We start from the raw sequence: 12612 nt of genomic DNA on the forward strand, positions 1-12612 counted from the left end.
TCGCTTGTACATTCAATCTGCATATGCCGTATCTCCGCAGGGTTCATTTAGCGAACTGCTGGAAAGCCCTGCACAATACCGGGGCGACCGGCTGACCTGTAAGGAGCCGGATTACTCAAAATATATTGATTCGAAGCTGATCCGGCGGATGAGCCGCATCATCAAAATGGGCGCCGCAGCAGCCATGGAATGTCTTCAGCAGGCAAACGTAACCATGCCCGATGCGATTACCACCGGTACAGCTTATGGTTGCCTGGCCGATACCGATCAGTTCCTTACCCGCATGGTGGAGTTTAAGGAAGAACTGTTATCGCCTACCGCTTTTATTCAGTCTACCCATAATACCGTGGGCGCCCAGATTGCCCTGATGCTGAAATGCCATCATTATAATAATACGTATGTGCACCGCGGTTCTTCTTTTGAAGCCGCTTTAACGGATGCCATCGGATTGATTGGAGAAGGGGAGGCCCAAACGGCGCTGGTAGGTGGCGTAGATGAGATCATAGAAAAAAGTCATGCCATCTTAAGCCGGTTTGATCTGTATAAAAAAGACGGTGATACCGCAAACCTGATCGGAGATCCTGAAAAAGGTACCATGGCGGGCGAAGGGGCCGCTTTTTTCCTGCTCAACAGCAACCGGGAAGCAGGATGCCTTGCAAAGCTGGATGCCTTTCAAAACTGGTATAAACCCAAGGTTCCGGCGGCCACATTAGTAGAAGATTTTTTAAAAAGACACGAGGCTCCGGCCGGTTCTATCGATCTGGTGATTACCGGAGCGAACGGCGATGCGCGCTATGACGGCGTTTATGAAGCATTAAAGCAATCGGTATTGAATGCCATCCCTGCTATAACATATAAACAATTTTGCGGAGAATATCCTACATCCGCCGCCTTTGCACTTTGGATGGCCGCAATGATTGTGAGTACGGGTAAAGTGCCGGGTGCCGCAGCTCTTGCCGCACCCAAAAGAGTGCTGGTCTTCAATAACTATAAGCAGTTATATCCCTCGCTTTACTTATTGTCGGCATGTTAAATTTCAGAAATACCACGATCGGCTTTCTGCTGCTGCTGGCCTTGCTTACATACCTTTATTTACAGCAGGGATGGCCCTGGTATGGGTTTTTTATATTGGTGGTGGTATATACGCTCCTGCTTTTTTATGGGAGCTTTTATATCGGATCCAACTTCTATATGCCGGTGATCTGCAAGGGCATAACGGATAACAAAAAGGTGGCGATCAGTTTTGACGATGGTCCCCTGGAAAAATATACCCCGGAAGTACTCGCCATCTTAAAAGAGCGGCAGGTTCCGGCTACCTTTTTTTGCATTGGTTACCGCGCTGCCGAACACGAAGAGCTGCTGAAGCAGATCCTTGCAGAGGGCCATATTGTGGGAAACCACTCCTATTACCACGATTTTTGGTTTGATATGCACGGTTCTAAAAGAATGATGGCCGAGTTGCAACAAATGCAGGCCCTGGTGCATCATATAACCGGAAGACAAATGAAATGGTTCCGGCCACCTTATGGAGTTACCAATCCCAATGTACGCAAAGCCACCCAGGCAATGGGGTATACCGCCATCGGCTGGAATGTGCGCTCACTGGACACGATGATCAGAGACGAGGATAAATTACTGCAAAAAGTGAAGAAAGAGCTGAAGCCGGGTGCGGTTTTTTTGTTTCATGACACCAGTCACGCAACAGTACATATACTTCCAACGTTTTTAACATTTGTTAAAGAACAGGGATATGAGATTGTATCCCTTGATAAATTGATAAATTTGCAGCCCTATGCGTAAACTTTTTTTTATGCTGTTGCTGGGTGTTATGACAGCTCCCGGTTTTGCCCAATATAAGCCGGTAGGCAATGAGGGGGCGGTAAAAGCACGGTTTGCAGCAGCAGCAAAGCAAATAAACAGTATTGCCAGCGATTTTACCCAGGTAAAAACGCTGAGCATGCTTTCTGAGAAGGTAACCTCAAAGGGAAAATTCTACTTTAAAAAGAGCAGCCAGGTACGGATGGAGTATACTTCCCCATACCAGTACCTGATGGTTATCAATGGCAGTAAAGTAAGCATTAAGGACGGGCAGAAGACCAGTAAGATGTCTGCCGGTTCCAGCAAGATGTTTCAGCAGGCTAACCAGCTGATGATGGATTGTGCCAGGGGAACCGTTTTTGACAATCCTAATTTTTCGGTAAAACTGCTGGAGAACGGGAACAGCTATCTGGCTGATATGACCCCTGTAACCAAAGAAATGAAAACACTTTTTAAGTCGGTAAAAGTGGTCCTGCAAAAAACAAACTTCCTGGTAAGCCAGGTGCAAATGGTAGATAACCGGGGCGATCAAACAACCATCAATTATTCCGGTCAACAATTAAATACCGTCCTTTCAGATGCGCTGTTTACTATTCGTTAGTTTATGGCTGCTGGGCAGCTGTGCGCCGGCCGTTTATAAAAAATTGCAACGCGCAGAAGGTACCAGCGCCTGTATTGCCGCGTTCAAACCTCATATACAGCGGGCATTGTACCAGGCATCCGTAGATGTGGCCGGCAATCATCTGAGCGGGCTGTTACTCATTAAGGAGATGCCCGACAGTTCCACCCGTATTGTTTTTACCAACGAGGCCGGGTTTAGTTTTTTTGATTTTGAATTTTCCCATAACAACGGATTTATCGTGCACAGCATCATTCCCAAAATGGATAAGGAGGCGGTGCGGAAAACCCTTCGCAAAGACTTTGAGCTGCTGCTAATGGATATGGTGGATACCACCACCGTTTCATCGGTTTTTCAAAAGGGAGCAGAACGCTATCATGCATTTTATGTGGGTGCGGATGTATATTATTATATTACAGACGACCGGTGCGGGCAGCTGATCCGGATGGAGCGCGGAAGCCGGAAGCGGAAAGTGCTGGAAGCTACCAGGGGCATTTTGAAGGATGGAATACCGGAAAGCCTTAACATCCGGCATACGAACTTTAATTTTACCATCGATTTAAAAAGGATATACGACCATGCTGAAGAATGATTTGTACACGGTAACCGCCTTTGAAAATAATATGGGCACGGTAGCTGCAGCTATCAGCCTGAATACGGCGCATCCCATCTTTAACGGCCATTTTCCGGGGCAACCGGTGTTGCCGGGCGTTTGCATGATGCAGATCGTAAAGGAGCTTACTGAAGAGGCAACGGGTAAAAAACTGTTCCTGAATGATGCGGCGCAATGTAAATTTTTATCGATGGTAGATCCGGGGAAAACACCGGAACTACAGGTAACGATCGATTATAAAGAACCCAGCGAAGATAGAGTGGCAATTGTTGCCGTATTGAAAAGTACCGAAGCCACGTTTTTTAAGATGAGTGCCAACCTGTTGATTGTTTAATAGACGGAGTTCCTGAGTTTTTTCAGATCGGTTTGCCACAGCTGCGCAGATGATTGAATTGCGGGGGTAATCAGTGAATCTGCGGCATTGCTATAGTTGATTGAAAGATAAACCCGGTCAGCGTTTCAGTCCACCGATCAGGTGCTGTACCCTATTTTCTTCGATGATTTCCGCACTATGGGTGTTAGTGCTTTCTGCCGGCATTTCGACCGCAGCAGTATATTAAAATTGCCGCAGACGCGCAGATGATTAAACGTGAGGGATGCTATCAGCGAATTTGCGGCATTGCGATAATTGAAAGATAAACCCGGTCAGAGTTTCAGTCCCCCGATCAGGTGCTGCACCATATTTTCTTCCATGATTTCCGCACTGTGGGTTTTGGCACTTTTCTGCCAGAATTCCAGGCCACGAACAGAAGACAGGATATTCAGCACCACTACATAAGGAAGCACTGGTTTGAACTCCTTATTATCGATGCCCTGCTGCACAATGGATTCGATTTTTTTTACATACCGGCGGCGTTCACTTACAAATTCGCCCAGTTTTTCTTCATCCAGGTGCATCCATTCGCTCACCATTACGGAATAGGATTCAAAATGATCGATCATCATTTTGGTATGAAAACGGATCAGGGATTCGATCTTTTGCAGCGAAGTACCCGCAGGATCCATATTGTCGAGCTGTTCCCGGCAGTCACGCGCGATCGAAAAAATGATCTCTTCCAGGATCTCACTTTTGGAGTGGATATGATTGTAAAGACTGGCAGCTTCGATGCCTATTTTTTCGGCAAGGTCACGCATGGAAGTACCGGCATATCCTTTTTCCCGGAACATCCGCGCAGCTGTTTTAAGAATTTCTTCTTTTTTGGATGATCGTTTACGTGTTGTGGTGGCCATGTTTCAAAACTATGCTTTTTATCCAAAATATAGACAAGTTATTTTATAAATGCCACCGGGGAAGCGAAACCTGCAAAACCTGGGTGTGAAACATTAAACTTCAGACGAATAAGTAGTAACTTTGCCGCCGTATTTTAAAACAAAAACAACATTCATGTCTGTGATTACAGTGGGCACTATGGCCTTTGATGCTATTGAAACCCCTTTTGGAAAAGCAAATAAAATTGTGGGCGGTTCTGCCACTTATGCGGCCTATGCAGCCAGCTACTTTGTAAAACCGGTTCAGCAGATCTCCATTATCGGGTACGATTTCCCGGAGGAGGAGCTGGAATCGCTGAAAGCCAGAGGGGTACAGCTGGACGGGGTGGAAAAAGTAGCCAACAAAAAGTCTTTTTTCTGGAAAGGCCTTTATCATGAAGATATGAACACCCGTGATACGCTGGTAACGGACCTGAATGTGCTGGAAGATTTTGATCCCAGGGTTCCGGACAGCTACCAGGGTGCCGAATTCCTGATGCTGGGAAACCTGATGCCAAAACTGCAGATCAGTGTGATTGACCAGCTTAAGCAAAAGCCCAAACTGATCGTGCTGGACACCATGAACTTCTGGATGGAAACCGCAATGCCGGATCTTGAGGAGGCGCTGAAACGGGTAGATCTGTTAATGGTGAATGATTCGGAGGCCCGCGAGCTTACACACCAGTATTCCCTGGTAAAAGCGGCGAAAAAGATCCGGGAAATGGGCCCGAAATACCTGATCATTAAAAAAGGCGAGAACGGAGCCCTGCTGTTTTATGAAGATAAAGTGTTTTTTGCACCGGCGTTTCCACTGGAAGACGTATTTGATCCAACCGGTGCGGGCGATACTTTTGCCGGTGGATTTATTGGTTATCTGGCAAAAACCGGCGATATCAGCTTCAATAACATGAAAAAAGCCATCATTGTAGGTTCGGCCATGGCAAGCTTCTGCGTAGAAAAATTCGGTAATACCCGTTTGAAGGAACTGACCGCCGAAGAGTTAAACAGCCGGATTCAGTTATTCAGGGAGCTTACCAGCTTTGAAACGGAGCTGGGCATCGACCTGTAAGATTTTTGAAAACTACAGATCTGGGTTAGCCTGGTGCCTGGCATCAGGCCAACCATCCCAAAAAATCGGTGAATGACGGGGCCGGATACAACGTTTGGCGGGCTGTTTGTAATCTATAAATAAAAAAAGATGACAGCTACAAAAAAATCTCCATCCCTGTTGTTTTGTATCCTTATGGATATTATCGGGTGCCTTTCCTTTACCATACCGGGTGTAGGTGAGTTTGCGGATGTGATCTGGGCGCCCGTTTCCGCCATAATACTGGCCAAAACCTTTGGAGGCACCCGGGGTATGTTTGGCGGGGTTTTTAATTTTATGGAAGAAATATTACCGGGTACAGATATCATCCCCACATTTACCATCATGTGGTTACTGACCAACAAAATGCCGTTTTTTAATAAAAAATCAGGCGTTATACCTGTAAAAGCCCGGTAAGCCCGGCTGACCACGAGGCATTTCCTCATTTCCTGGCAACGGTCATGGTGCACAGGTATCCGGCGGTATCGGACGGGAAACGATGTTATACCCGGCAAGCGGGATAACAGGCCCGGCCCATACGGAAGAAATTAATTTTGCCAGTTATATATTTCCCTTATACCTTTGCCGTCCGATGATGATAAAGAAGCATACAAAGTTTACCAAAAAGAGTCCTTAGGAAGGTCAGTGGTTTTTGTGTGTCAACATAAATTTTTAACAGACCTTCCGCAAAGCGGAAGGTTTTTTTTTAACGATAAACAGTAAAAACAACAATGAGAGTAGCCGTAGTTGGTGCCACTGGCCTGGTAGGCACCAAAATGTTACAGGTCCTGGCCGAAAGAAATTTTCCCGTATCGGAACTGATTCCCGTTGCTTCAGAAAGAAGCGTGGGAAAGGAAGTAGAATTTAAGGGTACCAAATATAAAGTGGTGGGCATGGAAGCAGCTATTGCTGCCAAACCCAATGTAGCCCTGTTTTCAGCAGGCGGCGGAACATCTACGGAATGGGCTCCAAAATTTGCGGCTGCCGGCATTACGGTGGTAGATAACTCTTCTGCATGGCGCATGGACCCTAAAGTGCCACTGGTGGTACCGGAGATCAATGCGGATGTGCTTACCAGCAACGATAAGATCATTGCAAATCCCAACTGTTCTACAATACAAATGGTGGTGGCCCTGGCACCGCTGCACAAAGCATATAATGCAAAACGCATCGTGGTTTCTACCTATCAAAGCGTTACCGGAACCGGTGTTAAGGCCGTAAGCCAGCTGAAAGGCGAACGGCTGAAAGAAGTGGCCGGAAAAGAAGAAGGCTACGAAATGGCCTATAAATATCCCATCGATCTGAATGTGATCCCGCAAATTGATGTATTCCTGGATAACGGCTATACAAAGGAAGAAATGAAAATGGTCAATGAAACTAAAAAGATCATGCGTGATGATGCCATCCGGGTAACGGCCACTACAGTGCGTATTCCGGTAATGGGCGGGCACAGTGAAGCGGTGAATATTGAGTTTGAGAATGATTTTGACCTGGCAGAAGTACGTCATTTACTGGAAACAGCGCCGGGTGTTGTGGTAACCGACGATTTGGCCAACCAGCATTACCCCATGCCGATGGATGCGCATGAAAAAGACGAGGTTTTTGTAGGACGTATCCGCAGGGATGAATCGCAGCCCAATGCCCTGAACCTTTGGGTAGTAAGCGATAACTTACGCAAAGGAGCTGCCACCAATGCAGTTCAGATTGCAGAATACCTGGCAGCGAATAATCTTATATAAATAATGGCTGATGGGTCATCGTTTATAGGAACTCCTATGAACGATGCCCCATCTACTATGAACGATTCTTCGTTACTTTGCAGCTTCTATGTCAGATTTAGCACAGCAAATAGATAAAAATCGCCTGCCGCGTCATATTGCCATTATTATGGATGGCAACGGACGCTGGGCACAGGAACAGGGGCAGGACCGGCTTTTTGGCCATTACCACGGGGTGGAAAGCGTTCGGAATATTGTTGAAGGAGCCGCGGAGCTGGGCATCGAATACCTCACCTTATATGCGTTCAGTACAGAGAACTGGGACCGGCCGGAATATGAAGTAGTGGGGTTGATGGAACTACTGGTGTCTACCATCCGCAAGGAGGCCGAAGTGTTGCACCGGAATAAAATACGCCTGCACGTGATCGGCGATATGAGCATGATGCCGGATAACGCCCGTAAGGAATTGAACGAAGCGCTGGAAATGACCGCTCAAAACACCGGTTTAAACCTGATCATGGCGCTTAGCTACAGCGGGCGCTGGGAGCTGCTGAATGCCGTAAAACAGGTGGCCCGCGATGTGCAGAACGGGCAGCTGGATGTGGATGCGATCACCCAGGAAGTATTGCAGCAATACCTATGTACCCGGGCGTTTCCGGATCCGGAGCTCATGATCCGCACCAGCGGGGAGTACCGGATCAGTAATTTTTTACTGTATCAGCTGGCATATGCCGAGCTCTATTTTACCGATGTGCGCTGGCCCGATTTCCGGAAAGAGAACCTCTATGCGGCCATTGTTGATTACCAGAGCCGGGAACGAAGATTCGGGAAAACATCGGCGCAAATAACGTAATTGCTTCCTGTTTGTTTGCGAAAACCGTCCCATACGGCAAATACTGGCTCTTTTTAACATACAGTTTCCAAATTTTACCGTTAATTTGCCGCCGCAATGGGAATGAAGTGTGTTGGATGCCAGGCCGTCATTTGCCTGCTTTTTGCCGGAGAAAAAGCGACAGATGGTAACAGGGCAAGGAATTTTAAGGGCTTCCTGCTTTGCAAAAAAAATTGATTACCGTAATACATTAACCCTTATATGCGTTTTTTTATATACAAAGTTTGTATTTTATCCATATTTTCTTTTGCGGTAAATCATACCCTTGCCCAGGTAGACACTACACCCGTAACCTCGGTTGACCCGAGGTTGCAGGAATTTTTGAATGCCACCACTCCCCGGGAGTATGTAATTTCCGATATAAAGATAAAAGGAGCTACCAACCTCGACTCTTCCATCGTGTTATCCGTTTCCGGCATCCAGAAAGGACAGCAGTTCATGTACCCGGGATCGGATATTTTTTCGCGGGCCATTCACAATCTGTGGAAACAACAGCTTTTTGCAGATGTTAAAGTGTATGTGACCCATGTGGATAATGAAAAAGTGCGTATTGAAATTGCAGTTACCGAGCGCCCCCGGCTCGGAAATTTTAAATTTGAAGGCGTTAAGAAAACCGAGATCGAGGAACTGACCAAAAAAATTGGCCTTGTAAAGCAGCGCATCCTGTCGGAAAGCGTTCGCCAGAATATTTACCAGGTGGTAAAAACCTATTTTGAAGATAAAGGCTACTATGATATCATCACGAACCTGGATGAATCAAAAGATCCGGTTTACCCCAACTCTACGTTCCTGACGATCAAGATCAATAAAGGCAAAAAAGTGAAGATCGATGAGGTGAATTTCTTTGGTAATGAGAGCGTGGACGCCCTGAAGCTAAAAAAACAGATGAAGGGCACCAAGGAGCGCACCCGGATGTCGCTGTATCCTTCTAAATATGTAAGCCCCTACGGTGCCCGCCAGGTATACAGCTTTAATGAATACATGGGCGATTACGGCTTTCTTACCGGAACCAAAACCTTAAAAGTACTGGACCCGTATTTCCGGTTCAAATTCTTCAGCTCCTCTAAATTCAACAATAAGAAATATGCGGAGGACAAAGAAAAAGTAATTAAATATTTTAACTCCAAAGGATACCGTGATGCCCAGATCATTGCAGATACGCAGGTGATCCAGAATAACCAGATGTATGTGGACCTGAAGGTAAATGAAGGGCATAAATACTACTTTGGGGATGTTACCTGGAAGGGAAACTCAAAATTCTCCGATACGGTATTGAACAGCATCCTGGGCATTAACAAAGGCGATATTTATGATGCCACCGTATTAAATAAAAAGCTGGGCCTGGAACCCAGCCAGGATGTATATGATATTACCACGCTTTATAACGATGAAGGATACCTGTTTTTTAATGTAACGCCGGTAGAAACAAAGATTTATAACGATACCATTGATCATGAGATCCGTATCCAGGAAGGACCCATCGCACGGATCAAAAATGTGGTGATCATGGGGAACGAGCGCACCAAGGATCATGTGGTACGCCGGGAACTGCGCACCATACCGGGAGAGCTGTTCAGCCGTACGGACCTGATGCGTTCTATACGCGAGCTGAATACGCTGAACTACTTTGAGCAGGAATCCATCAACCCGCAGCCGGTTCCGAACCAGGCAGACGGAACGGTGGATATCAACTGGAAGCTGAAAGAGAAATCTTCAGACCAGCTGGAACTTTCGGCCGGATGGGGCGGTGGTATTGGTCTTACCGGAACATTGGGGGTTACTTTTAACAATTTTTCGATCCGGAATATCTGGAAAAAAGAAGCCTGGGATCCGTTGCCGGTAGGTGATGGCCAGAAGCTGAGCCTGCGCGTACAGTCAAACGGAAGGGTGTACCGGTCTTACAACTTCTCCTTTACCGAGCCCTGGCTGGGAGGTAAAAAACGGACCTCGCTGACCTTGGGTTATAATAACACAAAATATAACGCCTCTTTCTATGATCCTTACAGCACCGGCGGATACCGGTTCTCAAGAGATACTTCGCTGACCGTAAACGGGATCAGCGTAGGATTGGGTAAGGTATTGAAATGGCCGGATGACTACTTCACCATTGGTTATACCGTGGCCTATACCCGGTATAAAGTGCGGAAAATGGGATACCAGTACGGGCTTCCCTTTAATGACGGGGTATCCAATAACCTGAGCTTCAAATTGAGCCTGAGCCGTTCGTCGGTATCAGATCCGATATTCCCCAGAAGCGGTAGCGAAATCACCGCCAGTGTTCAGGCTACACCGCCGTACTCTGCTTTCAAATCTTCGGTGGCGATGGCCGATTCTGCCCAGTATAAAAATGTGGAATATCACAAATGGCGTTTTGGCGCACAATGGTATGTGCCGTTGGGACGTCCCAAGGGAGAAGATAAGAACCGTCAGTTTGTACTGAAGCTGGCCGCCAAATACGGTTTTATGGGCCGGTATAACAAAAACCTGAATTACTCTCCGTTCGAACGCTTCCAGCTGGGAGATGCCGGTATGAGTAATACCTATTCTTTAACTGGTTTTGATATCATCGCCCAGCGGGGTTATCCTGTTTACAACAGCTCGGATCCTACCGTAAACCCGGATAACGGCAGCGGTGGCGATACCCGTAACATGTTCATTATTTTTAACAAATACCAGGCAGAACTGCGTTACCCGCTGGTAACCAACCCGGGAAGTACCATTTATGGGCTTGCCTTCTTTGAAGCAGCCAACGGCTGGCACGATTATAAGGAATACAATCCATTCAAACTGCGCCGCAGTGTGGGCTTAGGTATGCGTTTTTACCTGCCAATGTTCGGACTGCTTGGGTTTGATTATGGTATCGGTCTTGACCGGTTGGTGCCGGGGCAGGGCTTGAAAAATGCCGGCAAGTTTACCTTTATGCTCGGATTTGAGCCTGAGTAAACCTTTTCGCTGCATTTTGCATCTAGTAAGTATAGAAAAACCAATTTGTATATGAAACAACTCGTTGCGCTGGCCCTGGGCCTGTTCTTTACAGCATCTGCTGCCATGGCTCAAAAGTATATCATCATCGATACCCGTTATATATTTGATAAAATGCCGGAGTACAAGCAGGTACAGACAGCCGTTAGCAATACAGCGGCCACCTGGCAAAAAGAAATCGACCTGAAACAGGAGGTTTTAGATAAAGCATACGATGAGTACGATTCCCAGCAAAGCATGTTAAGCGCTGATGCCCGGAGAAAAAAAGAAGATGATCTTTTTAAAAAAGAGCGGGAACTGCGTGATCTTCAAAAGAAACGCTTTGGTTTTGAAGGAGATCTGTTTAAAAAGCGACAGGAGCTGATGAACCCCCTGCAGGAGAAGGTAAACCGGGCGGTTCAAAAGCTGGTGATCGAAAAGGGATATGACCTGGTTTTGGATAAAAGTGAGGGGAAATCCATTATATTTGCCGACCCGAAATTGGACAAAAGTGATGAAGTATTGAAATTACTTTCGGTAAAATAAACAATCCGTCAACACTTCTGAAACAATTCAGACATAAAAAAAACAATAAACTTAAAAACCGTCCGGCCCTGCTTCAGCGGGAGCGGACAAACAAAAAAAATTAAATGAAACGAATAAAATTTCTTGCCCTGGCATTGGGAATGGTTGTGATGGGTGCAACTACAGCTTCCGCTCAAAAAATCGGTTACGTTGATATACAAGGGCTGGTAGGCGCATTGCCCGAAGCTCAGGCCACTCAGCAAAAGCTGGAAAAATGGGCTCAGGATTCAGTTGGCGGAGAATATACAAGACTCAGCGAAGAGATTAAAGAAAAGGATTCCCTGATAAAAGATCCTAAAACTTCAGCGTCTATCAAGAAAATGGCAGAAGAAAAACTGGGTCAGTTACAAATGCAGGCGGCTAACTGGCAACAGTATGCCCAGCAAATGATCCAGGGAAAACAGGCCGAACTTTTTCAGCCGCTGTTTAAGAAAGTAACCGACGCGGTACGTGCTTATGCAAAGGAAAAAGGATATACGTATGTGTTGCATGATGAGGTGATTTTTGACGCACCTCAGGCGGATAACCTGTCTTTACCGGTTGCACAAAAACTGGGAATTAAAGTAAACCAGGCTCCGGCAGCTGGTGGAGCAGCACCTGCTGCAGGTGGTACCACCCCGGCACCAAAGAAATAAGAGCGTATAAAAATTATTATATAAAGCGATGCTGGTTTACCAGCGTCGCTTTTTTATTTGGAGTATTTTCCAAAGGAGATTTCAAAAGCGGAATGGCTCAATGGTCGTTACCAGCCGGTTGATGACTACAGCTAAAATAAATATCCGGTTTCCGGAAGCTGCAATCTCAAACGGCAGTGTGCAATGCAGTTGAAGACAGGCAGGTGTTTATACTTAAGCTTCATGCCGCCCGATGGCTGCGGCTATTTCAGCATATATCCTGGCAGCTCGGTTTCCCGTCTTCAAGGAACACCGGTGAAGCTTGCCTTCACACCATTAAAACCGGAACTGGTGCGTACAAAAATTGTCATCAAACAATCTGTAATCAAGTTATCTGATTACAAAATTTTTGATTATAAGGGGTGGCTGGTCGCGTAAGGTTCACCCGGAAGGTCCT

The 12612-nt window shown here is 46.4% G+C and carries 14 protein-coding genes; 13 read left to right on the top strand and 1 reads right to left on the bottom strand.

Annotated features, from left to right (window positions below):
• Nucleotides 1–4: 4 nt before the first annotated feature.
• The 5 genes from LQ567_RS19645 to LQ567_RS19665 are packed head-to-tail and all read left to right on the top strand — an operon-like array spanning nt 5 to nt 3384.
• Nucleotides 5–1033: a beta-ketoacyl synthase N-terminal-like domain-containing protein gene (locus LQ567_RS19645; RefSeq protein WP_231007406.1), complete on the top strand. Its 1029-nt coding sequence runs from the start codon at nt 5–7 to the stop codon at nt 1031–1033.
• Nucleotides 1027–1800 (top strand): polysaccharide deacetylase family protein, encoded by a 774-nt coding sequence (locus LQ567_RS19650; protein ID WP_231007407.1) that lies wholly within the window; start codon nt 1027–1029, stop codon nt 1798–1800. Before LQ567_RS19645 ends, LQ567_RS19650 begins: the two co-directional genes overlap by 7 nt.
• Nucleotides 1793–2419: a LolA family protein gene (locus LQ567_RS19655; RefSeq protein WP_231007408.1), complete on the top strand. Its 627-nt coding sequence runs from the start codon at nt 1793–1795 to the stop codon at nt 2417–2419. The genes LQ567_RS19650 and LQ567_RS19655 overlap by 8 nt, the downstream gene beginning before the upstream one ends.
• Complete coding sequence (locus tag LQ567_RS19660; RefSeq protein WP_231007409.1) at nt 2397–3029, top strand: hypothetical protein; 633 nt, start codon at nt 2397–2399, stop codon at nt 3027–3029. The genes LQ567_RS19655 and LQ567_RS19660 overlap by 23 nt, the downstream gene beginning before the upstream one ends.
• Nucleotides 3016–3384 carry a 3-hydroxyacyl-ACP dehydratase gene (locus tag LQ567_RS19665; RefSeq protein WP_231007410.1) on the top strand — a complete coding sequence of 123 codons (369 nt, stop codon included), beginning with the start codon at nt 3016–3018 and terminating at the stop codon, nt 3382–3384. The genes LQ567_RS19660 and LQ567_RS19665 overlap by 14 nt, the downstream gene beginning before the upstream one ends.
• A gap of 311 nt (nt 3385–3695) precedes the next feature.
• Here LQ567_RS19665 and LQ567_RS19670 read toward each other — a convergent pair whose 3' ends face one another.
• The gene (locus tag LQ567_RS19670; protein ID WP_231007411.1) at nt 3696–4280 is read right to left on the bottom strand and encodes a TetR/AcrR family transcriptional regulator; all 585 of its coding nucleotides are present in this window, start codon (nt 4278–4280) and stop codon (nt 3696–3698) included.
• A 154-nt stretch (nt 4281–4434) separates the two neighbouring features.
• On the opposite strand from LQ567_RS19670, the gene LQ567_RS19675 reads away from it, so the two are divergent.
• The 8 genes from LQ567_RS19675 to LQ567_RS19710 all read left to right on the top strand — a co-directional run bounded on the left by LQ567_RS19675 (nt 4435) and on the right by LQ567_RS19710 (nt 12593).
• Nucleotides 4435–5367, top strand: coding sequence for a PfkB family carbohydrate kinase (locus tag LQ567_RS19675; RefSeq protein ID WP_231007412.1), 933 nt, complete (start codon nt 4435–4437; stop codon nt 5365–5367).
• Nucleotides 5368–5496: 129 nt separating this feature from the next.
• Nucleotides 5497–5802 (top strand): hypothetical protein, encoded by a 306-nt coding sequence (locus LQ567_RS19680; RefSeq protein ID WP_231007413.1) that lies wholly within the window; start codon nt 5497–5499, stop codon nt 5800–5802.
• A 314-nt stretch (nt 5803–6116) separates the two neighbouring features.
• Nucleotides 6117–7124 (top strand): aspartate-semialdehyde dehydrogenase, encoded by a 1008-nt coding sequence (locus LQ567_RS19685; RefSeq protein ID WP_231007415.1) that lies wholly within the window; start codon nt 6117–6119, stop codon nt 7122–7124.
• Nucleotides 7125–7212: 88 nt separating this feature from the next.
• Nucleotides 7213–7956: an isoprenyl transferase gene (locus LQ567_RS19690; protein ID WP_231007417.1), complete on the top strand. Its 744-nt coding sequence runs from the start codon at nt 7213–7215 to the stop codon at nt 7954–7956.
• A 240-nt stretch (nt 7957–8196) separates the two neighbouring features.
• On the top strand, nt 8197–10938 hold the full coding sequence (locus LQ567_RS19695) for a BamA/OMP85 family outer membrane protein (RefSeq protein ID WP_231007419.1): 2742 nt from the start codon (nt 8197–8199) through the stop codon (nt 10936–10938).
• A 51-nt stretch (nt 10939–10989) separates the two neighbouring features.
• A complete protein-coding gene (locus tag LQ567_RS19700) occupies nt 10990–11502 on the top strand; it encodes an OmpH family outer membrane protein (protein ID WP_231007420.1) in 513 nt (170 codons plus the stop codon).
• Between the two features lie 104 nt (nt 11503–11606).
• Nucleotides 11607–12176 carry an OmpH family outer membrane protein gene (locus LQ567_RS19705; protein ID WP_231007421.1) on the top strand — a complete coding sequence of 190 codons (570 nt, stop codon included), beginning with the start codon at nt 11607–11609 and terminating at the stop codon, nt 12174–12176.
• 183 nt (nt 12177–12359) lie between these two features.
• Nucleotides 12360–12593 carry a hypothetical protein gene (locus LQ567_RS19710; protein WP_231007422.1) on the top strand — a complete coding sequence of 78 codons (234 nt, stop codon included), beginning with the start codon at nt 12360–12362 and terminating at the stop codon, nt 12591–12593.
• The last annotated feature ends 19 nt before the right edge of the window (nt 12594–12612 follow it).

The organism is Niabella pedocola, from assembly GCF_021044425.1.
GTDB classification, from domain to species: domain Bacteria; phylum Bacteroidota; class Bacteroidia; order Chitinophagales; family Chitinophagaceae; genus Niabella; species Niabella pedocola.

What these genes read in the sequence shown, in the direction of transcription:
- LQ567_RS19650 (WP_231007407.1), top strand. Translation starts at nt 1,027, where the DNA reads ATGTTAAATTTCAGAAATACCACGATCGGCTTTCTGCTGCTGCTGGCC.
- LQ567_RS19655 (WP_231007408.1), top strand. Translation starts at nt 1,793, where the DNA reads ATGCGTAAACTTTTTTTTATGCTGTTGCTGGGTGTTATGACAGCTCCC.
- LQ567_RS19660 (WP_231007409.1), top strand. Translation starts at nt 2,397, where the DNA reads ATGCGCTGTTTACTATTCGTTAGTTTATGGCTGCTGGGCAGCTGTGCG.
- LQ567_RS19665 (WP_231007410.1), top strand. Translation starts at nt 3,016, where the DNA reads ATGCTGAAGAATGATTTGTACACGGTAACCGCCTTTGAAAATAATATG.
- LQ567_RS19670 (WP_231007411.1), bottom strand. Translation starts at nt 4,280, where the DNA reads ATGGCCACCACAACACGTAAACGATCATCCAAAAAAGAAGAAATTCTT.
- LQ567_RS19675 (WP_231007412.1), top strand. Translation starts at nt 4,435, where the DNA reads ATGTCTGTGATTACAGTGGGCACTATGGCCTTTGATGCTATTGAAACC.
- LQ567_RS19680 (WP_231007413.1), top strand. Translation starts at nt 5,497, where the DNA reads ATGACAGCTACAAAAAAATCTCCATCCCTGTTGTTTTGTATCCTTATG.
- LQ567_RS19685 (WP_231007415.1), top strand. Translation starts at nt 6,117, where the DNA reads ATGAGAGTAGCCGTAGTTGGTGCCACTGGCCTGGTAGGCACCAAAATG.
- LQ567_RS19690 (WP_231007417.1), top strand. Translation starts at nt 7,213, where the DNA reads ATGTCAGATTTAGCACAGCAAATAGATAAAAATCGCCTGCCGCGTCAT.
- LQ567_RS19695 (WP_231007419.1), top strand. Translation starts at nt 8,197, where the DNA reads ATGCGTTTTTTTATATACAAAGTTTGTATTTTATCCATATTTTCTTTT.
- LQ567_RS19700 (WP_231007420.1), top strand. Translation starts at nt 10,990, where the DNA reads ATGAAACAACTCGTTGCGCTGGCCCTGGGCCTGTTCTTTACAGCATCT.
- LQ567_RS19705 (WP_231007421.1), top strand. Translation starts at nt 11,607, where the DNA reads ATGAAACGAATAAAATTTCTTGCCCTGGCATTGGGAATGGTTGTGATG.
- LQ567_RS19710 (WP_231007422.1), top strand. Translation starts at nt 12,360, where the DNA reads ATGCAGTTGAAGACAGGCAGGTGTTTATACTTAAGCTTCATGCCGCCC.